This is a genomic window from Novosphingobium indicum (assembly GCF_014645195.1).
GTDB lineage: Bacteria > Pseudomonadota > Alphaproteobacteria > Sphingomonadales > Sphingomonadaceae > Novosphingobium > Novosphingobium indicum.
In genome coordinates this window covers 37,484-58,173 of sequence record NZ_BMLK01000022.1, presented here as the reverse complement: position 1 = coordinate 58,173, position 20,690 = coordinate 37,484, and the positions used below count along the sequence as shown (strand labels likewise).

Sequence of the window (20,690 nt, the reverse complement as noted above, 5' to 3'; positions counted from 1 at the left end):
GCCGTTCAATTAATTTGCGAAAGGGCTGGAAAGGAAAGGGTTTACGGATATGGGACGGCGGTCCGATCACACGCGTGAGGAACTGCGCGAACTGATACTGGAGGAAGGGCATCGCCAGCTTTCCGAAGTGGGATTCGCGCGATTCTCTGCGCGCGAGGTTGCCAAGGGCGTCGGCTATTCGATCGGTACGATCTACAACGTGTTTGGCTCGTACAATGCCCTGATGCTCGCGCTGAACGGGCGCACGCTGGATATCTGGCTCGCTTCTCTCGAAGAGCGGCTGGCAGGCCGCGAGAACGACAGGCTGGATGCGGCGATCGAGGCCTACTTCGATTTTGCGCTGGGCCGCCGTCATGCGTGGACGGCGCTCTACGATTTCAGGCTGCCGGAGGGGGAGCTGCCTTCGGAAAGCTATCGCGAAAAGGTCGCCGCGATTACCGGGGTGATTGTGCGCGAGATCGCTGCCGTTCTGCCGTCGGACGCGCGAGACGAGGCCTTGCCGCTCGCGCGCTCGCTATTGGCAAGCGTGCACGGGCACTGCTTCTTCGCGCTCAACGGCACGTTCACGATGCTGGGAGAAGACGATCCGGTAGGCGCGGCCAAGGCGCGGGTCGCCGATGCGCTTGCGCGCTATTCCTGACGTTCAGGACTCGTCGATCAGGTTCACGCGGCTGGCGATCAGCTCTACAAGGCAATCGACGAAGTCTTCCTGTTCGGCCTTGGTCGGCCGCTTCGGACGCAGCTGAACGTCGGAGCGATAGCCGGAAACGGCGGAGACGGTCATCTGCATCAGCCTTTCGGCTTCGGTCTCGTTGAACTGCGTCGCGTAGAATTTCACGATGCACTTGCGGACTCTCTCCGGGCCGCGCGAGGAGAACATCTCCCTGATCTCGGGGAAGCGTTCGCCTTCGCTCAGGATCAGGGTGAAAAGCCGCACCGCGTTGTCGCGCATGAGGCATTCCAGAAAGCGCATGCATAAACGCCGCAGGGCGGGGACTGAATAGGTCTGGCTGGTCAGCACTTCGTCGATATCGCGCGAGAAGGACCCTACCTGCAGGTCGATCACCGCTGCGAAGAGCTCTTCCTTCGAGGAGAAGTGTGCCCAAAGCGTCGCTTTTGAGCCGCCAAGCTCTTCGGCAATGGCCGACATGGTGGTGGCGGCATAACCCTGCTCGAAGAACGATCGCGTGGCTATGTCCACGATCTCGGCACGCTTGCGAGCCTTGTTGAGCTCTCGTTTTCCCATCAGGTTCGTCATACTCGTACCACGCAGTACAGTTTTCTATTGACACGTGCAACGGAAATCTCGATGAAAGTGTACTAATGAGTACACATAGCTTTTCGCGATTCGCCGCGGCATCGCTGCTGGCGGGCGCGTTCTCTCTGTCCGCCTGTGCGGCGCCCGATCTCGGACCGCGCCCGCAGATGACCGTTCCTTCGACGCTGGCTTCGGCGCAGTCGATCGATGCGACGGCGGCTGCGCAGGCGTGGCCGGACGATCGCTGGTGGACCGCCTATGGCGATCCGCAGCTCGATACGCTGGTGCAGGAGGCGCTGGCGGGTTCGCCCAGTGTGGCTCTGGCGCAGGCGCGTATCCGGCAGGCGCGCGGTGCCGCGCAGGCCGCCGGAGCCGCGCTGCTGCCTTCCGTCGGCGGCGAAGCCTCGGGCGGCTGGACCAAGCAGAGTTACAACAACGGCATTCCCTCGGCTTTCGTCCCCAAGGGGTGGAAGAGTACGGGTACGCTGGCGCTTTCCGGCGATTTCGACCTCGATCTCTGGGGCAAGAACCGTAAGGCCTTGGCGGCAGCGACGTCCGAAGCGGAAGCCGCGGTTGCCGATGCGCGGCAGGCCGAGTTGATGCTGTCGAGCAATGTCGCCTCGTCCTATTTCGACCTCGCCCGCCTGATCGCGCGCGGCAAGGCGCTGGACGAGGCCAGCAAGGCGCGGGCCGAAATGGCCGACCTGTTCGGCAAGCGCGCCGAGCATGGCCTTGAAAGCGACGCCCCGCTGCGCCGGGCGCAGGCGGCGGCGGCATCTGCCCGCGCGGCCGTTTCTGCCAACGACGAACAGATCCTGCTGCGCCGTCATGCCCTGGCCGCGCTACTCGGCGCGGGCCCGGACCGGGGACTGGCGATCACGCCTCCCGCGCTGGCGTCAGTGCCCGAGACCGGCGTGCCCGCAAATGCCGGCATCGCTCTGGCTGGCCGACGTCCCGATATCGTCGCGGCCCGCCTGCGCGCAGAAGCGGCTGCATCGCGGATCGATGTCGCGCGCGCCGAGTTCCTGCCCGACATTTCGCTGCGCGGCCTGATCGGCCTCACATCGCTCGGTATTTCCAACCTGATCGACAGCGGATCCACCTATGGCAATGCAGGCGCGGCGCTCAGCCTGCCGATATTCCAGGGCGGACGTCTCGAGGGCAATTTTACGCAGGCGCGCGGCGGCTACGATGCCGCCGTTGCGAACTACAACGAGACGGTCGTCGGCGCCTTGCAGGAAGTCGCCGATACGCTGGCCAGCCGCGAAGCCGCCGCCGTGCAGGAACGCGAGGCCAGCGAAGCCGCTTCGACCTCCGTCGCGGCCCACGATCTTGCGATGAAGCGCTATCACGGTGGACTTTCCAACTACCTTGAAGCGCTCGATGCCCAGACTGCCGCGCTGCAGGCGCGTGAAACGGCGGTCGATGCCCATTTCCGTACCCTCGCTCTCGAAGTCGCGCTTCAGCGCGCTCTGGGCGGTGGGTTCGCAGACAATTTCAGTGAGAAGGCTCCCGACAATGAGTGAAGACGTGCAGGATCAGCCTGCCGGTGCGCCGGATGACGCGCACGATGCGCAGAATGCCGAGGCAGGCAATCAGGGCGGGAGCGTGGTCGACAAGAAGAACCGCCGGCCGCTGCTGATCGGGCTTGCCATCGCCGTGGTGGCGCTCGCCGGGATCTATTTTCTCTACGAGGTGTTCATCGGCGGTCGGACGGTCTCGACCGACAATGCCTATGTTGCGGGTGAAACGGCGGAGATCACGCCGCTGACGTCTGGCAAGGTCGCGGAAGTCTATGTGACGAACACACAGCCGGTGCGGCGCGGGCAGATTCTCTTCCGTCTCGACGATGCCGATCAGAAGATCGCGCTTGCAGAGGCACAGGCGGGGCTGGAATATGCGAAGCGCCGCTACGGCCAGTCTCTGGCCAACAACAAGGCGCTTGCCGCCGCGGCCGATGCCAGTGCGACGCAGATCGGTGCGGCGCAGGCAAAGGTCGAATCGACGCAGGCGGCCCTTGCGAAGGCCAGGGCCGACTACGACCGCCGCGCCGCGCTTGAAGGTAGCGGTGCGGTTTCCGACGAGGAACTGACAGCGGCGCGCGAGGCTCTGGCCTCTGCCCGGGCGGCTGCGCAAGAAGCCAGGGCGGGGCTCGTTTCGGCCAAGGCCGATGCCAACAGCGCGCGGCAGCAGGAAGAGGCATCGCGCGCGCTCACTCGCGGGACCGATGTGGGAACGGCGCCCGAGGTTCTTCTCGCCAAAAGCCGTCATGCCGCCGCCGAACTGGATCTGAAGCGCACGGTCGTCCGCGCGCCGGTGGACGGTATCGTCGCCAAGCGCACGATCCAGGTCGGGCAGAAGGTGGAGAACGGCATGGCGGCGATGATCATCGTCCCGGTCGGCAAGCTCTACGTCGATGCCAATTTCAAGGAAGACGAACTGGGCAGGGTGCGCAGCGGCCAGACCGCCGAGGTCGTCTCCGACTTCTACGGCGACGACGTGGTCTTCCACGGGAAGGTCGTCGGCTTCGCCGGCGGGACCGGTGCCGCCTTCTCGCTGATCCCGGCGCAGAACGCGACGGGCAACTGGATCAAGGTGGTGCAGCGATTGCCGGTGCGGATCGAACTCGATCCCCAGGAGCTGGAAAAGCACCCATTGCGCATCGGCCTGTCTATGGAAGCAACGATCGATCTGACGAGTAAGGACTGATGGCTGCTGCGGGAACAGCCGGCGCCGCGCCTGCACAGGGCGCGGGCGACGGCTCGACCACCTTCCACGGCGCGCGTCTGGTTCTCGCCGGTTTCGTGCTCGCGATGGCGAATTTCATCGTCGTGCTCGACATGACGATCGCCAACGTGTCGATCCCGCACATTGCCGGCGGTCTTGCCGTCTCGACCCAGAGCGCGACTTGGGTGATCACGTCCTATGCCGTGGCGGAAGCGATCTGCGTGCCGCTTACCGGCTGGCTCGCCGGGCGCTTCGGCGCGCTGCGGACCTTTCTGATCTCGCTGGCCGGTTTCGGTGTATTTTCAGCGCTTTGCGGCCTTTCCGGCTCGCTCAACATGCTCGTACTGTTCCGGCTGGGGCAGGGGCTGTGCGGCGGTCCGCTGATGCCGCTCACCCAGACGCTGATGCTGCGCATCTTTCCGCGCGAGATGCACCCAAAGGCCATGGCGCTCTGGGCGATGACCGTGGTGACGGCGCCGATCGTCGGGCCGATCCTGGGTGGCTACATCAGCGACAACTGGTCTTGGGAATGGATCTTTTTCATCAACGTCCCGATTGTCGTGCTCATCTTCTTTGCGGTCGTTGCGCTTCTGGATGGGGCGGAGACGCCGACGGTCAAGCTGCCGATCGATTTCGTGGGTCTGATCCTGCTGGTGATCTGGGTCGGCGCGTTTCAGATGATGCTCGACCTCGGGCGCGAGGAGGACTGGTTTAGTTCGACCAAGATTGTCCTGCTGGCGGTGACCGCAGCGATCTTCTTCTGCGTGTTCCTGATATGGGAACTCACCGACGACCATCCCATCGTCGACTTGAAGGTATTCCGCCATCGCGGCTTCACCGCTGCGGTGATCGCGCTGATGATCGCGTTCGGAACGTACTTCTCCTCGGTCGTGGTCATTCCGCAGTTTCTGCAGCTCACAATGGACTACACGGCGACCCAGGCCGGATATGCCATGGCCTTCTCGGGCGTGCTGGCGGTGCTCATGTCGCCCTTCGTGCCGAAGCTGATGCAGAAATACGACCCGCGCCTGCTGGTGTTCATAGGCATTGCCTGGATCGGCGTCTGCGCGATCTTCCGGACATGGTGGTCGACCGATTCCACGTTCTGGGAGTTCTCCTATCCGCAATTGCTGCAAGGGATCGGGGTGTCGCTGTTCATGGTGCCGCTCACCACGATCAGCCTCTCGGCGGTCGATCCGGAGGAAACCGCTTCCGCGGCCGGTATCGCCAACTTCGGCCGTACGCTGGCCGGTGCTGCCGCGACCGCGATCGTAACCACGATATGGAGCGACTTAGGCAAGACCGATGCCGCGGAAATGGCCGGAACGCTGAACGACGCGCATGGGGTGTCCTCGATGCTGCAGTCCCTCGGGATGTCGGCGGATCAGGCGCGCGCGGCGATTGCGCAGATGGTGGCGCGGCAGGGCATGGCGCTTGGCACCACGCATCTCTTCGCGATCGCTGCCGTGGCGCTCTTCATTGCAGCGATGGCGATCTGGCTGGCCCCGCGCCCGCCCAAGGATGCCAAGCCATCGGCAGGGCATTGATGTAACCAGTTTCCGGCTCCGGCCGGAAGGCGACACCGGCAGGCTCTCCCCCCAGCCTGCGGTTTTCCGGAACTCCCTCAGCCCCCGAGCGCGGAAAACCCGGCCGGTGTCGCCATTGTTATCCCGCACAAAGCAAAGCGGCCGGCCCGGAATGTCCGGACCGGCCGCTGAATGCTCGTCAGGGTAGGGCGATCAGGTGGCGGAGCCGCAGTTCGCCAGCACGTCTGCCGCCAGTTCCTCGAGTTTGAGTTCGGCATCGACGGCGCCTGCCTCGATGGCGGCCGAGGGCGCCTGCGGGACAGTGGCGGTCGTGCGGTCCTGCGCCAGCGTACGGAAACCCGCAGCCTTGAGGAGCCTCAGGCCCTTGGCGCCGTCTTCGCCCATGCCGGTGAGCACGGAGCCGATGGTTGCCATGCCGGCGCGCGAGAGCGAGCCGAAAAGGAGCGTTGCCGAGGGGCGGTAGCCTTCCACCGGATCGCGGTCGACCATGCGCAGCTTGGCGGGAATGCCGGGCTCGACAATGACGTGCTTGTTCGGATCGAAGACGATGTGGACAACGCCGGCCTTGAGTTCGGCGCCGTCGGCAGCCGCCTTGACCGAGCAGCCGCATTCCTTGTCTGCCCTGGCGATGAACATTTCGGCCAGCGCCGGTTCGGTCTGCAGGACGATAACGGTCGGCGGGCAATTCTTGGGATAGTGGGCCAGCACTTCGGTGAGGGCGTCGACGCCGCCCATCGAGGCGCTGAACGCTGCGATCTTGCCGTTGGGCGAATAGTCGGGGCCGCTTTCGCCCTCGGCCTTGGCGGCCTTGGGGCGCGGCTTGTCGCGCACGTTCGAGTTGGCGGCGGCGAGCACGATCTTGCCAAGCTTGCCGACTGTCTTCTGGAACTGTTCGGGCGTTGCCTTGAGCGGCTTGGGGAAGCACTCGACCGCACCCAGCTCGAAGGCCCTGAGCGAGGTTTCGGTGCCGCTCTGCGTAAGGCTGGACAGCATGACCACCGGCAGCGGGTTGGTGTTCATGATCTCTTCGAGGAATTCGATACCGCTCATGCCGGGCATTTCGACATCGAGGGTGACCACGTTGGGACGCAGGTCCGCGATCTGGTCGCGTGCTTCGTCCGCGTTGGCTGCAGTGCCGACGACGAGAACGTTCTTGGTCTGCTCGAGGACGTCGCAGAACAAGGCGCGCATTGCCGCGGAATCGTCGACTACCAGGACGCGGGCGTCATGCATGGGATTGGGACCTTCTGTTATCTCTACTCGGTTCGTGATTGCGACATACCGCTAAAGGTCCGATGAAATTCCTTAACCACACTACGCACTTCGCCTGAGTTTCGCACAAACGTCACGTTGTCAGGCCTGCCCCTACCACTGACCTGTTCACCCGCGCCGGAAATCCGGGGCGACAAGACGATCTGTGTGAAAAAGGATGGTTAAAATGCGCCGATTTCTGCCGATCCTGGCCCCGGGTGAGCCGACTGCGGAGAAAACTTGCATGCCGACGAGGGAAAATCCGGATGTGGCCGAATACCCGGCGGGAACCGCCAGTCGTTAAGCCAGTCCGGAGAAACGGGGGAAAATGATGAACAGCATTACCTTGCCAGCGCGTTGCGACAGGGCCGCGGCAGAAGCGGTCTGGCCGGAGCTCGTTGCGGCGCTGGGTAGTGGCGCCATTCGAATCGACGGCAGTGCTGTGGAGCACGTCGGTCAGGCGGTGCTGCAGCTTCTCGTTTCCGCGCGGCGCAGCGGTGATGGCGCCCATATCACGCCGTCCCCGGCACTTGAGGATGCTGCCCGTCTCACCGGGCTGACCGCAGAACTCTTCGAAGAGAGCGAACTATGAGCCCGGAAGAAATCCAACAGATATTCTTTGCCGAGTGCGAGGAATCGCTTGCGGCGGCCGAATCTGGATTGGCGGCCTGCCATGCCGGCACGCACGATTCGGATACGGTTAACGCGGTCTTCCGCGCGGTCCACTCGATCAAGGGTGGCGCCGGTGCGTTCGGTTTCGCCGCGCTTCAGGCGTACACGCACACGTTCGAAACGCTGCTTTCCGATGTTCGCGAAGGTCTCGTTGCGATCGAGGGCGAGCTTGTGGAACTGCTGCTGCGAGCGCTCGACACGCTGGCCGACCACGTCGAAGCCGCTCGCGAAGGTGGCGATGCCCCGTCCGATGGCGCTCTGATCAGGGAGATGGAAGCGTCGATGGCGGCGAATGCCGGCGGTTCTGTTCCTGCCGAGCCGGTCACAGAGCCCGAACCGGCCCCGGAACCAGTGGCCGAGACTTCGGAAGGCGGGGGCGATGATCTCGATCTCGACGCGCTGCTCGATGACCTGACTGCCGGTTTTGAAGCACCTGCGCCGCAGGCTGCGGAAGCTGCCGCTCCCGCCGCAGACGACAAGCGCTGGAAGGTGCATCTGCGTCCGCGTGCCGGCGCGATGCGTAACGGTTCCGAGCCGCTTCTGATGCTGCGCGACATTGCGAGCCTCGGCGGCGATTGCACATTCTGCGACGTCAGCCAGGTTCCGCCGCTCGACACGTTTGACGTCGCGCAGGGCTATCTGGGCTGGACCTTCGCGATGCCTGCGGATGTCAGCGAGGATTCGGTTCGCGACATTTTCGATTTTATTGGCGACGACTGCGCGCTGGCCTTCGGTGAGGATGCGGAAATTCCCGCGTTCGAGGTCGTCGAAACCGCGCCGCCGCCCAAGCCCGAGCCGATTGCCATCAAGCCGGCGGCCGAGGCAGCGCCAAAGGCGGCACCTGCTCCGGCTCCCGCGCCTGCCAAGGCGGAAGCGCCGGCGCCGGTCCCGGCTCCTGCCGCAGCAGTTTCCGCCCCCGTGGAGCAGGCCAAGCCTGCCGCAGCAGAAAAGCCGGCGGAAAAGGCCGCGACCACGGCTTCGGGCGCACCGGCAGCCACTGCCGGACAGTCGATCCGCATCGACCTGTTCAAGCTTGACCGCCTTATCGACCTTGTCGGCGAGCTTGTGATCGCACAGGCCATGCTCGTGCAGCGGCTCGACAACGCCAGTGTCACCGCCTCCGAAGAACTGAGCCTGCTCGAGACCCTGACGCGCGACATTCAGGAAAGCGCCATGTCGATCCGCGCCCAGCCGATCGCCAGCGTCTTCAGCCGCGTGCCGCGTATTCTGCGCGATCTTGCCGCTTCTACCGGCAAGCACGTGAAGCTGGATGTCTTCGGTGAGACCACCGAACTCGACAAGACGGTTATCGAACGTCTCGGCGAGCCGCTCACGCACCTTATCCGCAACGCGGTCGACCACGGTATCGAAAGTGCCGAGAACCGCATTGCTGCGGGCAAGCCGCCGGAAGGCACGCTGACGCTGTCCGCAGAGCACCGTTCCGGTCGTATTCTTATCACGATTTCGGATGACGGCGCCGGCATCAACCGCGAGGTCGTGCTGCGCAAGGCCATCGAAAAGGGCATTGTCAGCCCCGATGCCCAGCTTTCGGCCGAAGAAATCGACAACCTCATCTTCGCTCCGGGCTTCTCCACGGCGCAGGTGGTCTCCAACATTTCCGGCCGCGGTGTCGGCATGGATGTGGTCCGCCAGAACGTTAAGGATCTCGGCGGCCGCATCACCATCGACAGCACGCCGGGCAAGGGCACGTCCTTCGTACTCACGCTGCCGCTGACGCTGGCGATTTCCGATGGCATGATCGTCGATGTTGGCGACCAGACGCTGGTGGTTCCGCTCGCCCACGTGGTGGAAAGCCTGCGTCCTGGCGAGGGCGATTTCCATGGCCTCGGGTCGAGCGCGCAGATGCTCAACGTGCGTGGCCGGTTCATCCCGATCATCTCGCTCAAGACGGCGCTCGGGGCCTCCACCGGCGCGGTCAATCCGCAGGAAGGCGTCCTTATCGTGGTCGACACCGAAAGCGCCGGACAGGCCGCGCTGCTGGTGGACGACATCTGCGATCAGCGCCAGTTCGTGATCAAGAGCCTCGCGACCAACTTCCGTTCGGTCGAGGGCGTCGCCGGTGCGACGATCCTGGGCGATGGCCGTGTCGCGCTCATCGTCGACGTCGACGGTCTCGTGGCGTGCGCATTGCCCGCCAACGAAAGGCAGGCTGCGTGAACGCAATCCCCGCCTCGAAGGACATGATCCCGGGCGTCAGCCCGGACATCTACAGCGCCGACGACTTCGCCAAGATCGCGAAGATCATCTACGGCGCTGCGGGGATCGTGCTGCCGCAAGGCAAGGCCATGCTGGTCTATTCGCGCCTGGCGCCGCTGGTGCGGACGACCGGGAGCGTCACGTTCGGCAAGTATATCGAGCTCATCGGTGAAGATCCCGCAGAGCTCAACAAGGCCGTGGCCGCGCTTACCACCAATCACACGTTCTTCTACCGCGAGGCACACCACTTCGAGCATCTGGCCAATGAAGTGCGTCCGCATGTGATCGAGAAGCTGCGCAACCGGCAGCCGGTGCGCATCTGGTCTGCCGGTTGCTCGAGCGGCGAGGAAACCTGGTCGATGATCATGACCCTGTTCGGGCCCGACCGTTCGACCGGGCTGAACATGGGCCGCAGCGACTTGCGCATCCTCGCAACCGACATTGCGCCCCATGCAATCAACAAGGCCGAGGAAGCGCGGTACGCCGTCAAGGATCTGAAGCCGGTGCCGGAGGCCCTGCGCCGCGCGTGGACGACGGAAACGGGCGACGATGCGGTCATGGCCGATGCCATGCGCTCGATTGTACGCTTTCGCCTGCTCAACCTGCATGGTGACTGGCCGATCAAGGGCAAGTTCGATGCGATCTTCTGCCGCAACGTGATGATCTACTTCGACAATCCGACGAAGGAGCGGCTTGTGAAGCGGTTCAGCGATGCGCTTGCGCCCAATGGCTTTCTCTACATCGGTCATTCGGAACGCGTGACCGGCCCCGCCGTCAACGACTTCCAGCTCGTCGGCCCGACAATTTACCGCAGGAGGGCTGCATGAGCGTCCGCGTACTCATCGTCGACGATTCGCCGACCATGCGCGCCATCCTGATGTCCCGCCTGCGCGAGCAGCCCGATATCGAAGTGGTCGGTGCCGCCTCGAACGCGGTCGAAGGGCGCGAGCTGATCAAGAAGCTCGATCCGGACGTGGTGACGCTCGACATCGAAATGCCGGGCATGAACGGTCTCGACTTCCTCGAAAAGATCATGACCCTGCGCCCGACGCCGGTGATCATCGTTTCCGGTGCCACGCAGGAAGGCAACGAGGTCACCGCCCGTGCGCTCGCGCTGGGTGCGGTGAACTGCTATTCGAAATACGACCCGACCGGCAAGCTGGCCCTGCAGGACAGTGGCGAACTCGCCAAGATGATCCGGGATGCCTCGCAGGTCCGCTATTCCAAGCCCGTCCGCAGCGCGCCTTCGGTTGCCGAGGAAAGCCGTCGTTCGATCAAGCGCGACACGCGTCTGATCGCCATCGGGTCCTCGACCGGCGGCGTGGAAGCGCTGCAGGTATTGCTGCGCCAGTTCCCGCGCGACTGCCCGCCGACCGTGATCGTGCAGCACGTTAACCCGCGCTTTGCGCCGGCGATTGCCCGCACGCTCGACCAGGTCTGCCCGGCAACGGTGCAGGTGGCGGTCAATGACATGCCGCTGAAGGAAGGCCATGTCTATCTGGCGGCCGAGCCCGAACACCACCTGATGGTTAAGGGGTCGACAACGCTCTACGGCAAGTTGCGCCGCGGCGAGCCCATTTCCGGTCACGTGCCCAGCGTCGATGCCCTGTTCAATTCGGTTGCCCAGTTCGTGGGCGCCGATGCAGTGGGCATCTTGCTGACCGGCATGGGCCAGGACGGCGCCAAGGGCCTGCTGGCGATGAGCGAGGCCGGGGCGCACACCATTGCCCAGGACGAAGCGACCTGCACGGTCTTCGGCATGCCTCGCGCCGCCATTTCGCTGGGAGCGGCGCGCGTCGTCGCCCCGATCAACAGCATCGCGCGTCACGCGCTCAACAAGGCAGCCTGACGTCATGCCAGTAGACCTATCGCCACCCAACATGACCAGGCTGACTGTTCTGCAAGGGCAGTACAAGGTCAGTGCTGGTCCGAAGGTGGAACTGGGGACCGTGCTCGGCTCGTGCGTGGCTACTTGTCTTTACGATCCGGTCGTCGAACTGGGCGGCATGAACCACTTCCTGCTGCCCGAACCGCCGGCGAGCCACAACCGCGGCGAGGTGGACGTGCACTACGGCGTCTACCTGATGGAAATGCTGATCAACGAAATGCTTTCCTATGGCGCTCGCAAGGACCGGCTCCGCGCCCATCTCTACGGCGGCGCCAATATCCGCGCCGGCATGCAGCAGATCGGCACTGCCAATGCCGAATTCGCGCGCAGCTTTCTGGAGCGCGAACGCATCGAACTGGTCCGTGAGGACCTGGGCGGTACCAACGCGCGCCGCGTCGATTTCCGTCCGGCATCCGGCCAGGTCCGGTGCCGCACTGTCGCTTCCTCGGATGCACCCGAGGTCAAACCCCAACCTGTGTTCCGCCCGGTTCCACGCGGCGAAGTCGAACTGTTCTGAGCAAACGAGGCATCCGATGTCGAAGACAACCCGCATTCTTACCGTCGATGACAGTGCATCCATGCGTGCACTGCTCAATCATGCCCTTTCCACCAATGGCTTCGAAGTCGCTCAGGCGGACGACGGAGTCTCGGCGCTCGAGTGGCTTGCCGTCAACGAGGTCGATGTCGTCATTACCGACATCAACATGCCTCGTCTCGACGGTTTCGGCCTGATCGAGCAGGTCCGCGGCGGCACGCGCCACCGTGACCGGCCGATCCTGGTGCTTACCACCGAAAGCTCGGACGAGAAGAAGGCCCGTGCCCGCTCTGCGGGCGCGACCGGCTGGATCGTCAAGCCTTTCGATACCGACAAGCTCGTCGCGGCCGTGCGCCGCGTCGCGCACTGACACTGCCCGCACAGGAGGTTCAGGACATGTACCGCGAACTAATTACCTTTGAAGTCGCCGGCCAGATCTTCGCGCTCGACATTATGGCGATCCGCGAAATCCGCGCCTGGACGCCGGTCACGCCGATGCCGCGCGTTCCTTCCTATGTCGCCGGCGTGGTCAATCTGCGCGGCACCGTGCTGCCGGTGATCGACCTGGCCGCACGTCTGGGCTGGACGCCGACCGAAGCGACGCCGCGCCACGCGATCATCGTGTGCCAGGTCAACGGCCAGTCGCAGGGTCTCATCGTCGATTCCGTCAGCGACATCGTGGCGCTCGACACCGACAACCTGCAGCCGCCGCCGACCACCGGCCAGGAAGACGTGGCCCCGTTCCTCGAAGGCCTGTCCGCCATCGAAGAGCGTATGGTCATGGTGCTCGACCTGCAGGCCCTCAGCGCCTCCGAGGACCGCGCGATCGCGGCCTAAAGTCGATGATGCACGAACCCAAATTCACGGCAATGGCCGAAGTGCTTGGCGAGCTCGGTTCCGAGATCGAAGCCCTGGGCGAAGTGCTGTGCCGGGATGAGGATTTTGCAGCAAGGCACATGCGTGAACTGCAGGCGATCGACCTGATCGCCCAGAAGCAGCGCGCTCTGGCCTCCCTGATCGGAGCCGGCTTCAGTGAAGTCGAAATGCGCCGGATCAGTCTGGAAGCCATCCGTATGCGGTTCTGCGGTTTCATCGAGGAAACGGAGCTTTCGCCCGGCGAAGGGTCTGTCGATAGGGGCGGAGCCGCGGACAATATGAGCCTGTGGGATTGATGCCATCCCGGCGCTCGCGGATGCGGACGCCCTACTGAAAACACTGTCCCGCGGTTTGGCGATGCGGGTCGCCGAACCGCGGGACAAGTGCGTCCTGCGCCCGTGCCGGGCTTGAACTGACAGCGCCGAGTGCCCAATGGCGAAGCATGACCCAGGACGCCCGCCGCCACGCTCCCGCCACCGAACGCAATCGCGAACCGATCCTTGTCCTGTTGCGGGAGGTCCTGCCCCCCGCCGGTCTCGTGCTGGAAGTGGCGAGCGGGAGAGGCGAGCACGGCGTTTACTTTGCAAGTGCGCTGCCGGACCTGCAGTGGCAGCCGAGTGATCCCGACCCCGATGCACGCGCGTCCATCGCCGCCTGGCGGGCGGAAGGCGCCACTGCCAATCTTCTCGAGCCTCTCGCGCTCGATGCCGCTGCGCCGGACTGGCCGGTGGACCGGGCCGATGCCGTGGTGTGCATCAACATGATCCATATCAGCCCCTGGGCATCTACCGAGGGGCTGATGGCCGGGGCAGGGCGCCTGTTGTCGTCCGATCAACCCCTCGTGCTCTACGGGCCCTACCGCCGCAAGGGCCATCCCACCGCGCCGAGCAACGAGGCGTTTGACGAAGATCTCAAGCGGCGCGATCCGCGCTGGGGCTTGCGCTGGCTCGAAGACGTGGAAGCCGTCGCGGACACAAACGGGCTGGTCCTTGAACGCGTCGTCGAAATGCCGGCGAACAACCTGACGGTCGTCTTCAGGAAGCGCTGAAACTGCGCCGTGTCAGCCTCGGCAGGACGACGAACTGGCCTGCGGCACGAACGGCGAAGAACACCGTGAAGGCGGCCCACAAACCGTGGTTGCCGAGCGGCCCGAGCAGCCAGAGCAGCAGCAGGTAGAGCGCCATGGCCACGGCCATCGTGCCGAGCATGGCGCGCGTCCACCCGGCGCCGACGAACACGCCGTCGAGGACGAACGAGGCCACGCCGACCAAGGGCAGGGCAATGACCCAGGGGATGTAGGTCGCGGTCGTCGCAATGACTTGCCCATCGGTGCTGAACCATGCAGCCAGCGGCGCCCCGCCCACGGCATAGGCCAGCGTCAGCCCGGCGCCGATCACACCGCCCCAGATCAGTGCCAGGCGAACCGTTTCGGAAAACCGCGCCCGGTCCTTCGCGCCCAGCGCTTCGCCGCAGAGGACCTGCGATGCGTTTTCGAAGCCGTCGAGCATGAGGGTGGAGAGCATGAAGAGCTGGAAAAGGATGCCGTTCGCCGCGAGCGTTACCGGCCCGTGCTGCGCGCCGCTGCGCGCGAAGATCAGGATTGCCGCCGTAAGCAGCAGCGTGCGCGCGAAGAGATCGCGGTTGAGAGCGAACAGGCGCGCAAGCGCGCTGCGGTGCCATGTCGCCCGGTCGCGCGCGGCGGCAAGGGCTTCGCGCGCTGCCGGCTGACGCAGGACGATCGCGGCGAGCAGCGTGAACTTGAGGATCTCCGACCCCAGTGTTGCCGAGGCCACGCCCGCCACACCCCAGTGCATGACCAGTACCAGCAGCAGGTCGAGCGCGATGTGGACGGCATTGGCAATGATCTCCACCACCAGCACATGGCGCACCAGCCGTTGCCCGATCAGCCAGCCGACCAGCACGCAATTGCCCAGCCATACCGGGCCCGACCAGTAGCGGATGCCGATGTAGAGCTGCGCGTCGGTGCGGACCTGGCCCTTGGCTTCGAGCAGGTCGAGCCCGATCGGGATGGCCCAGTGCATCGCCATCAACAGCAATGCGCCGACGCCGAGCGCGACCGCCATGGCGCGGGCGAGCGTCTGTCCCTGCGCGGTCCGGTCGCCGCGTCCCGCGCTTTGGGCGGTCAGCGCGACCGTGCTCGTGCGCAGGAAGTTGAAGACGTTGAGCAGCCCCATCATGTATTTTGCGCCCAGTTCGACCGCCCCTTGCGCGGGGGCATCGCCGAGCCGTCCGATGGCCCACATGTCGGCGAGACCGAACAGCGCGGTCGCCACGTTCGTCAGCATCGCGGGCAGCGCGATGGTCCACAGCAGGCGCGTGGTGCGGGGGTTGGAAGGTGTCGCTGTCGGCTGGTTCACAGGGATGGGACGGTCGAGGACGCGGGTGTGTTGCCGTACCGACCTACCGGAGGTGACGGTCGGCGGCAATGCGCCGAAATTTGCAGGCGGGAGCGGAGATACTTCCTCTGGGGGAAAAGTGATTCGCCCGGCCAGCGAATCAGATCGACTGCGTTCGCTCCCGCAAGTGAAGCCGGACATAGTAATGTTGCGCCGCACAAAAAGGTGCAAGCGGCATTGTTCTTTCAACAGTTTATGCTGGAAGAGCTGCCGCATAAGCGGTGCAAGAGAAGAAAGAAAATATTGCTGCAGGTGCGAAGGGAATCGGCGCGCCGGGATATGTATTACATCCCCCGGCGCGCTCTCTCCCAACGCCGGTAAGGTCGAAAACGACCTCTCAAGTTCACTTTGCAACATAAATTGCGGCGCGCCAAGCAAGAATTGCACGTTTTGCTGCGCAACAAACGCATGATGTCGAAACGTTTCACGTCACCGGGGCGATCTTTGGTAGCGGTGCTTGTGCACCGGCAGGCGGCATGATCCGATACTGGCAAGACAGGAAGTAGAAGGGAGCGGCCACTATGGACACGCGTAAACTCGGCGAGGGGCTCGAAGTCTCGGCTCTGGGGCTTGGCTGCATGAGTGTGAGCGGGGCCTATGGTCCGAAGCTGTCGCAGGAGGACTGCAATGCCCTGCTGCGCGGCGCCTATGAGCGCGGCATCACTTTCTTCGATACGGCGGAGATCTACGGTCCGTTCATCGGCGAGGAAATGGTCGGTGCGGCGCTGGCGCCGATCCGCAAGCATGTGACGATCGCGACCAAGTTCGGGTTTCGCACCGGAGGAAAAGCGGAACCCGGCAAGCCGATCCAGGGCTTCGACAGCCGTCCCGAACATATCAGCGAAGTCTGCCATGCCTCGCTCGCGCGGCTGGGTACCGACTGTATCGATCTGCTCTATCAGCACCGCGTCGATCCGGAGGTTCCGATCGAGGACGTGGCGGGTACGGTCAGGGATCTGATTGCCGAGGGCAAGGTGCGTCACTTCGGCATGTCCGAGGCTCCGGCGGACCTGATCCGGCGCGCCCATGCCGTCCAGCCGGTCGCAGCCGTGCAGAGCGAGTACTCGCTTTGGACCCGCGATGTGGAAGACACGGTGCTGCCCACGCTGCGCGAGCTGGGCATCGGCCTCGTTCCCTACAGTCCGCTCGGGCGGGGTTTCCTGACCGGCAATGTAAAGCCGGGAGAACTGGCGGGGGACGACTGGCGTTCGAACATGCCGCGCTTCAAAGGCGAGGCAGGCGCACACAACCTGCGGTTGGTCGAAGCGCTGCAGGCGCTGGCCGTACGCAAGGGCGTGACGGCGGCGCAGCTTGCGCTCGCCTGGGTGATGCATCAGGGCGATGACATCGTCCCGATCCCCAGTACGCGCCGGATCGAACGTCTGGAAGAGAACATCGCCGGGGCCGCGATTACCCTGTCGCCATCCGATCTTGCCGAGATCGAGCAGGTCATGCCGGCGCGCGAAGTGCAGGGTGGCCGCTACGCATGACGCCTGTTGCCGAACAGAATGCCGATCCGGCTGCTTTTCTCGCGGCTCTCGAAGCGCAGGCGCAGCGGGTGGAAACCCCTTGCGGCGATGGAACCATGGTCTGGCGGATCTGGGGCGAAGGCCCTGCGCTGGTACTGGCGCACGGTGCGCAGGGTTCGTGGACGCATTGGGTGCGCAATATAGAAAGCCTCTCGCGCCACTACCGGCTCATCATCGCGGACCTTCCCGGGCACGGCGATTCCGCGATGCCGGAGACGGAGGATCACGAGGGCATCTCCAAGGCGCTGGCGCAGGGGCTCGAAGAGATTCTCGGCACAGAGGGTCTGCCGGTCGACTTGTGCGGTTTCTCGTTCGGCGGTGTCGCGCTGGCGCATCTGGCCGCGCTCCATCCGCATGTGGCGCGTCGGCTGGTGATCGTCGGCTGCGGCGGGCTCGGCACGCCGATGGGGCATCCGCGGCTCGGCCGGATCAGCGGTCTTGTCGGCGAAGAGCGCCGGGCTGCGCTCAAGGCCAATCTGCTCGGCCTGATGCTCCACTACCCCGACAGTGCCGACGATCTGGCGATCCACATGCTGCTGCCGACGGCCAAGGCCGCGCGTCTCAATGCGTCCGGGCTCGTGCTGCCGGATCGGCTGTTGAAGATCCTTCCCGGCATCAAGGCCCCGGTCGATGCGATCTGGGGCACTCTCGATCTGCCGCATCCCGATCCTGCCGCGCAGGAAGCTGTACTGCGCACCGTTCAGCCGGACATGCTGTTCCGTGTGGTCGACAATTCCGGGCACTGGGCCATGTATGAGCGCCCCGAATCGTTCGAGCGCGAACTACAATCGATTCTCTCGACGCCGGTCCGGTCTGTGCCGTCCCAATAGGCACTTTGGATAGGTCGCCGGTTAAAACGTTTGCATCGCTATCCACTTCGGTGCCTTTTTGACACTTTTATGGCGCTAAATAGCGGTTCGAACTCCAAAATTGGACCAAACCGAACTTCCCAAGAATTCGTCGCTCCGCCATCTTGAGGACGAGCTTCAGAACTTGGGGATTTCGCCCATGACCGAAGATAACGGAAGCACACCATACCGGACGCCGGGCCGCGGATCTGCAAAGGCCGTGGGCAAGCGAAAGGCTCGACGCAAGCGGGGGGTCGCAAAGTCGAGACGGGGTGCTGTTCTGAAAGCGCCGGTTGCCGAAAAGGCACCGAAACATGCTGCCGGGGGGCGGCATGAACAACCGGCCCAAGGGGCGGACGCAGGAATGGGGGTTTCGCGCCCAACCCGGCAGGCCGGTACTTTGAAGCAGGGGCAGTCGGCCCGAAAGGCGACGCGGACCCGGACACTGGGCACCACCGGGGGGATGCTCAGGCCGGACAAGTGGGGCATAGCCGCGCGCCGCCGAAAGCCGCGAGTAAACGCGGCCGGGACCTTTGCCTGCACCCGTGGTGTGATCGCCAGGGTGCGGGTAAACGGGGGGCTCCCGACCGTGCTTCGCCTCTCTGGCCGAAAAGGCCGAAATCGCAGTTGCGACGTGCGGCTTGCCAAGATCGTCGGACTGCAGGTTGTTCCTCCGCGCGAGCCGCTCTTCGGGTCGCACCGTCGCCGCGCGGAGGACAACCGGGCAGCTCGCAGCCAGCACGCCAGTTCACCGGATAACGCCGCCGAACGGCTTGCCGGGACCGACGGCATTAATTCCGAGAACAAGACGCATCCCGCACACGACGATGTGCATGGCGCAGGAACTGCGCATGCCGTGAAGGCCGGCGTCCCCCTGCCGCAGAAGGACGAACCGCTCGTCGAGAGCGATGCGCCGCAGGCGCGCGATCCGGCTGTTCAGCCGCTTGCGCGCGATCGTTCGCTCGCGCCGCTCAAGGGCGGGCTGATCGCGCACATGGAAGCCTGGCTGCGCGATACCGCGCAGAAGATGGGGCTGCTTATGGGGCCGCGCACGGCCGCCGCCAAGCCGGCTGCACTGCGCCCGCAGCCGACAGTCCCGGCCATTACCCGCGCCAACCGGGAAATTCGCGCCTTGCGTGCAGAGAACGAAAAGCTCCGCCAGCGCCTCCAGGCACTCGAAGGCGTCCCCTGGACGTCCGAGCCGGCGCGTTAGCTACGCCCACGAAAAAGGGAGCCGAGACATCCCGGCTCCCCTCTCGAAGTCTGCGGTGTCGATCCGGATTACTTCCAGGTCAGCGTCACTTCTTCCGGCCCGATAACGCCACCGGGGCGGTACTCGATATGGGCGCCTTCCTTGAGCTTGAACTCGGGGATGCGCTTGAGCCATTCCTGCAGCGCGATTTTCACTTCCAGACGGGCAAGGTGACCGCCCATGCAGGAGTGGACGCCGACAGTGAAGGCGAGGATCGTCTTGCGCGGGCGGTCGAAATCGACTTCCAGCGGGTTCGGGAACACGTCGGGGTCGAAGTTGCAGGCGGGCAGGATGAAGGTGACGCGGTCGCCCTTCTTCATCTGCACGCCGCGCATCTCGTAGTCCTGATCGAGCACGCGGCCCGAGAAGGTCACCGACCAGCGGCGCAGCAGTTCCTCGACGATCCGGTCGATGTCGTTGTCCATGCGCTCGGCGATTTCCTGCACCTTGGCAGGGTTCCGGGCAAGGTAGAGCCAGATGTTGTTCAGTGTGGCGAACACGGTGTCGAGGCCGCCGATGAACAGGAAGCAGACGAAGCCGAAGATCTCCTTGTCGGAGAGCGGCACGCCGTCGGGCGCGGCATGAGCGATCAGGCTGACGACGCCGTCGTCGGGGTTCGCCTTCTTCTCGGCAATCGCGTCCTTGAGGTACTCGGTAATGCTCATCATCGCCGCGCCCATGCGTTCGCGGTCGTTCGAGTGGAGCAGTTCCATCGCCCAAGACACGAAGGTATCGCGCATGTCCTGCGGCAGGCCCATGATGTCGAGGAACACCGAGACCGGCAGCGGACGGCCGAATTCCTCGGTGAACTCGCACGCGCCCTTGTCGATGAAGCTGTCGATCAGATCGTTCGCGCGCTTGCGGATCAGGCCTTCCAGCTTGAGCACGCCCTTGGGCGAGAACACCGGATCGACGATGTTGCGATACTTGCGGTGGTGCGGCGGATCGATCTCGATCGGGATGAAGTAGAAATAGTCGTTCGGATCGCGCGGGAAAGGCGTCGCGCCTTCGTTCGAGAAGATCTCGGGGTGGCGCAGGCCGAACAGGGCGTCCTCATGCTTGATGAGGTGCCACATGTTGCCCATTGGGCTGACGTCGTAATAGATCGGCGGCTGCTTTTCGTGCATCGCCGCCATGAAGTCGTGCGGGTTCGCCAGGAACTCGGGACCGAAGGTCAGGCCGGACTGGCGGATGAGGTCCTTGGGGACATGCGCCGGAACCTGATCCATGCCGACGTGGCGCGGGAAGGTTGGCGGAACGGGGTTTGCTGCGTCGATGGGCACGGGTTCTCTCCCTTTGGCTCGCTATAAGTCAGTGCGAGCGGATCAGTACTGGGATTCGGGCATGTGGATGACGAGGCCGTCGAGGTCGTCGGTCATCTCGATCTGGCAGGAAAGCCGGCTGTTCGGCTTCACTTCCGACGATGCGTTTTCCAGAAGCTCTTCTTCGGCTTCGGAAGAGGGGCCGCCGACTTTCGCGGTCCACGCGTCATCGACATAGCAGTGGCAGGTCGCGCACGACAGGGCACCGCCGCACTCGCCGGCAATCCCTTCGATGCCGTTGTAAACCGCACCGTGCATGACGTTTTCGCCCACCGGCACGTCCATTTCCGTGTCCTGTCCGGTGTGGTCGACATAGTGAACCTTGGGCATGAATCTCTCCTCGAAAACCTC

Annotated in this window: 21 protein-coding genes; 16 read left to right on the top strand and 5 right to left on the bottom strand. The window is 64.4% G+C overall.

The window, feature by feature from the left end; genetic code table 11:
• The first annotated feature begins 49 nt into the window (after nt 1-49).
• On the top strand, nt 50-640 hold the full coding sequence (locus IEX64_RS19085) for a TetR/AcrR family transcriptional regulator (protein ID WP_188822226.1): 591 nt from the start codon (nt 50-52) through the stop codon (nt 638-640).
• A gap of 3 nt (nt 641-643) precedes the next feature.
• Here IEX64_RS19085 and IEX64_RS19080 read toward each other — a convergent pair whose 3' ends face one another.
• Nucleotides 644-1,246, bottom strand: coding sequence for a TetR/AcrR family transcriptional regulator (locus IEX64_RS19080; RefSeq protein WP_229710581.1), 603 nt, complete (start codon nt 1,244-1,246; stop codon nt 644-646).
• Nucleotides 1,247-1,323: 77 nt separating this feature from the next.
• Between IEX64_RS19080 and IEX64_RS19075 the strand changes: the two genes are divergently transcribed.
• Genes IEX64_RS19075 through IEX64_RS19065 form a run of 3 tightly spaced genes read left to right on the top strand, consistent with a single transcriptional unit; the run spans nt 1,324 to nt 5,532 of the window.
• Nucleotides 1,324-2,784, top strand: a complete 1,461-nt coding sequence (locus tag IEX64_RS19075) for an efflux transporter outer membrane subunit (RefSeq protein WP_188822222.1) — start codon at nt 1,324-1,326, stop codon at nt 2,782-2,784.
• Nucleotides 2,777-3,967, top strand: coding sequence for an HlyD family secretion protein (locus tag IEX64_RS19070; RefSeq protein ID WP_188822220.1), 1,191 nt, complete (start codon nt 2,777-2,779; stop codon nt 3,965-3,967). The genes IEX64_RS19075 and IEX64_RS19070 overlap by 8 nt, the downstream gene beginning before the upstream one ends.
• Complete coding sequence (locus tag IEX64_RS19065) at nt 3,967-5,532, top strand: DHA2 family efflux MFS transporter permease subunit (protein ID WP_188822218.1); 1,566 nt, start codon at nt 3,967-3,969, stop codon at nt 5,530-5,532. Before IEX64_RS19070 ends, IEX64_RS19065 begins: the two co-directional genes overlap by 1 nt.
• Nucleotides 5,533-5,724: 192 nt before the next feature.
• Here IEX64_RS19065 and IEX64_RS19060 read toward each other — a convergent pair whose 3' ends face one another.
• Complete coding sequence (locus tag IEX64_RS19060) at nt 5,725-6,765, bottom strand: chemotaxis protein CheB (protein WP_188822216.1); 1,041 nt, start codon at nt 6,763-6,765, stop codon at nt 5,725-5,727.
• Nucleotides 6,766-7,111: 346 nt separating this feature from the next.
• Here IEX64_RS19060 and IEX64_RS19055 point away from each other — a divergent pair, with 346 nt between their 5' ends.
• From IEX64_RS19055 to IEX64_RS19015, 9 genes are all read left to right on the top strand, one after another.
• Complete coding sequence (locus IEX64_RS19055) at nt 7,112-7,375, top strand: STAS domain-containing protein (protein ID WP_188822213.1); 264 nt, start codon at nt 7,112-7,114, stop codon at nt 7,373-7,375.
• Nucleotides 7,372-9,633: a chemotaxis protein CheA gene (locus IEX64_RS19050; protein WP_188822211.1), complete on the top strand. Its 2,262-nt coding sequence runs from the start codon at nt 7,372-7,374 to the stop codon at nt 9,631-9,633. The genes IEX64_RS19055 and IEX64_RS19050 overlap by 4 nt, the downstream gene beginning before the upstream one ends.
• Nucleotides 9,630-10,499, top strand: coding sequence for a CheR family methyltransferase (locus tag IEX64_RS19045; protein ID WP_188822209.1), 870 nt, complete (start codon nt 9,630-9,632; stop codon nt 10,497-10,499). Before IEX64_RS19050 ends, IEX64_RS19045 begins: the two co-directional genes overlap by 4 nt.
• A complete protein-coding gene (locus IEX64_RS19040) occupies nt 10,496-11,521 on the top strand; it encodes a protein-glutamate methylesterase/protein-glutamine glutaminase (RefSeq protein WP_188822207.1) in 1,026 nt (341 codons plus the stop codon). Before IEX64_RS19045 ends, IEX64_RS19040 begins: the two co-directional genes overlap by 4 nt.
• A 4-nt stretch (nt 11,522-11,525) precedes the next feature.
• On the top strand, nt 11,526-12,077 hold the full coding sequence (locus IEX64_RS19035) for a chemotaxis protein CheD (RefSeq protein WP_229710580.1): 552 nt from the start codon (nt 11,526-11,528) through the stop codon (nt 12,075-12,077).
• A 16-nt stretch (nt 12,078-12,093) separates the two neighbouring features.
• On the top strand, nt 12,094-12,465 hold the full coding sequence (locus IEX64_RS19030; RefSeq protein WP_188822205.1) for a response regulator: 372 nt from the start codon (nt 12,094-12,096) through the stop codon (nt 12,463-12,465).
• 26 nt (nt 12,466-12,491) lie between these two features.
• The gene (locus tag IEX64_RS19025) at nt 12,492-12,932 is read left to right on the top strand and encodes a chemotaxis protein CheW (RefSeq protein WP_188822203.1); all 441 of its coding nucleotides are present in this window, start codon (nt 12,492-12,494) and stop codon (nt 12,930-12,932) included.
• A 5-nt stretch (nt 12,933-12,937) separates the two neighbouring features.
• A complete protein-coding gene (locus IEX64_RS19020; RefSeq protein ID WP_229710579.1) occupies nt 12,938-13,267 on the top strand; it encodes a hypothetical protein in 330 nt (109 codons plus the stop codon).
• A gap of 146 nt (nt 13,268-13,413) precedes the next feature.
• Nucleotides 13,414-14,019, top strand: coding sequence for a DUF938 domain-containing protein (locus IEX64_RS19015; protein WP_188822200.1), 606 nt, complete (start codon nt 13,414-13,416; stop codon nt 14,017-14,019).
• Here IEX64_RS19015 and IEX64_RS19010 read toward each other — a convergent pair.
• Nucleotides 14,006-15,349 carry an MATE family efflux transporter gene (locus IEX64_RS19010; RefSeq protein ID WP_229710578.1) on the bottom strand — a complete coding sequence of 448 codons (1,344 nt, stop codon included), beginning with the start codon at nt 15,347-15,349 and terminating at the stop codon, nt 14,006-14,008. The two genes, IEX64_RS19015 and IEX64_RS19010, sit on opposite strands and share 14 nt — an antisense overlap.
• 560 nt (nt 15,350-15,909) lie before the next feature.
• Between IEX64_RS19010 and IEX64_RS19005 the strand changes: the two genes are divergently transcribed.
• From IEX64_RS19005 to IEX64_RS18995, 3 genes are all read left to right on the top strand, one after another.
• Nucleotides 15,910-16,878 carry an aldo/keto reductase gene (locus IEX64_RS19005; RefSeq protein ID WP_188822198.1) on the top strand — a complete coding sequence of 323 codons (969 nt, stop codon included), beginning with the start codon at nt 15,910-15,912 and terminating at the stop codon, nt 16,876-16,878.
• Nucleotides 16,875-17,747, top strand: a complete 873-nt coding sequence (locus IEX64_RS19000) for an alpha/beta fold hydrolase (protein WP_188822196.1) — start codon at nt 16,875-16,877, stop codon at nt 17,745-17,747. Before IEX64_RS19005 ends, IEX64_RS19000 begins: the two co-directional genes overlap by 4 nt.
• A 652-nt stretch (nt 17,748-18,399) precedes the next feature.
• Nucleotides 18,400-18,978, top strand: coding sequence for a hypothetical protein (locus IEX64_RS18995; protein ID WP_188822194.1), 579 nt, complete (start codon nt 18,400-18,402; stop codon nt 18,976-18,978).
• 68 nt (nt 18,979-19,046) lie between these two features.
• On the opposite strand, the gene IEX64_RS18990 is transcribed toward IEX64_RS18995, so the two are convergent.
• A complete protein-coding gene (locus IEX64_RS18990) occupies nt 19,047-20,300 on the bottom strand; it encodes a cytochrome P450 (protein WP_188822192.1) in 1,254 nt (417 codons plus the stop codon).
• Between the two features lie 42 nt (nt 20,301-20,342).
• A complete protein-coding gene (locus IEX64_RS18985; protein ID WP_188822190.1) occupies nt 20,343-20,669 on the bottom strand; it encodes a 2Fe-2S iron-sulfur cluster-binding protein in 327 nt (108 codons plus the stop codon).
• Nucleotides 20,670-20,690: the final 21 nt, after the last annotated feature.

Coding starts and splice junctions, on each gene's coding strand:
- IEX64_RS19070 (WP_188822220.1), top strand. CDS start 2,777: ATGAGTGAAGACGTGCAGGATCAGCCTGCCGGTGCGCCGGATGACGCG.
- IEX64_RS19085 (WP_188822226.1), top strand. CDS start 50: ATGGGACGGCGGTCCGATCACACGCGTGAGGAACTGCGCGAACTGATA.
- IEX64_RS19055 (WP_188822213.1), top strand. CDS start 7,112: ATGATGAACAGCATTACCTTGCCAGCGCGTTGCGACAGGGCCGCGGCA.
- IEX64_RS19030 (WP_188822205.1), top strand. CDS start 12,094: ATGTCGAAGACAACCCGCATTCTTACCGTCGATGACAGTGCATCCATG.
- IEX64_RS19065 (WP_188822218.1), top strand. CDS start 3,967: ATGGCTGCTGCGGGAACAGCCGGCGCCGCGCCTGCACAGGGCGCGGGC.
- IEX64_RS19000 (WP_188822196.1), top strand. CDS start 16,875: ATGACGCCTGTTGCCGAACAGAATGCCGATCCGGCTGCTTTTCTCGCG.
- IEX64_RS19035 (WP_229710580.1), top strand. CDS start 11,526: ATGCCAGTAGACCTATCGCCACCCAACATGACCAGGCTGACTGTTCTG.
- IEX64_RS19005 (WP_188822198.1), top strand. CDS start 15,910: ATGGACACGCGTAAACTCGGCGAGGGGCTCGAAGTCTCGGCTCTGGGG.
- IEX64_RS19025 (WP_188822203.1), top strand. CDS start 12,492: ATGTACCGCGAACTAATTACCTTTGAAGTCGCCGGCCAGATCTTCGCG.
- IEX64_RS19080 (WP_229710581.1), bottom strand. CDS start 1,246: ATGGGAAAACGAGAGCTCAACAAGGCTCGCAAGCGTGCCGAGATCGTG.
- IEX64_RS19020 (WP_229710579.1), top strand. CDS start 12,938: ATGATGCACGAACCCAAATTCACGGCAATGGCCGAAGTGCTTGGCGAG.
- IEX64_RS19075 (WP_188822222.1), top strand. CDS start 1,324: ATGAGTACACATAGCTTTTCGCGATTCGCCGCGGCATCGCTGCTGGCG.
- IEX64_RS19050 (WP_188822211.1), top strand. CDS start 7,372: ATGAGCCCGGAAGAAATCCAACAGATATTCTTTGCCGAGTGCGAGGAA.
- IEX64_RS19015 (WP_188822200.1), top strand. CDS start 13,414: ATGACCCAGGACGCCCGCCGCCACGCTCCCGCCACCGAACGCAATCGC.
- IEX64_RS18985 (WP_188822190.1), bottom strand. CDS start 20,669: ATGCCCAAGGTTCACTATGTCGACCACACCGGACAGGACACGGAAATG.
- IEX64_RS19040 (WP_188822207.1), top strand. CDS start 10,496: ATGAGCGTCCGCGTACTCATCGTCGACGATTCGCCGACCATGCGCGCC.
- IEX64_RS19060 (WP_188822216.1), bottom strand. CDS start 6,765: ATGCATGACGCCCGCGTCCTGGTAGTCGACGATTCCGCGGCAATGCGC.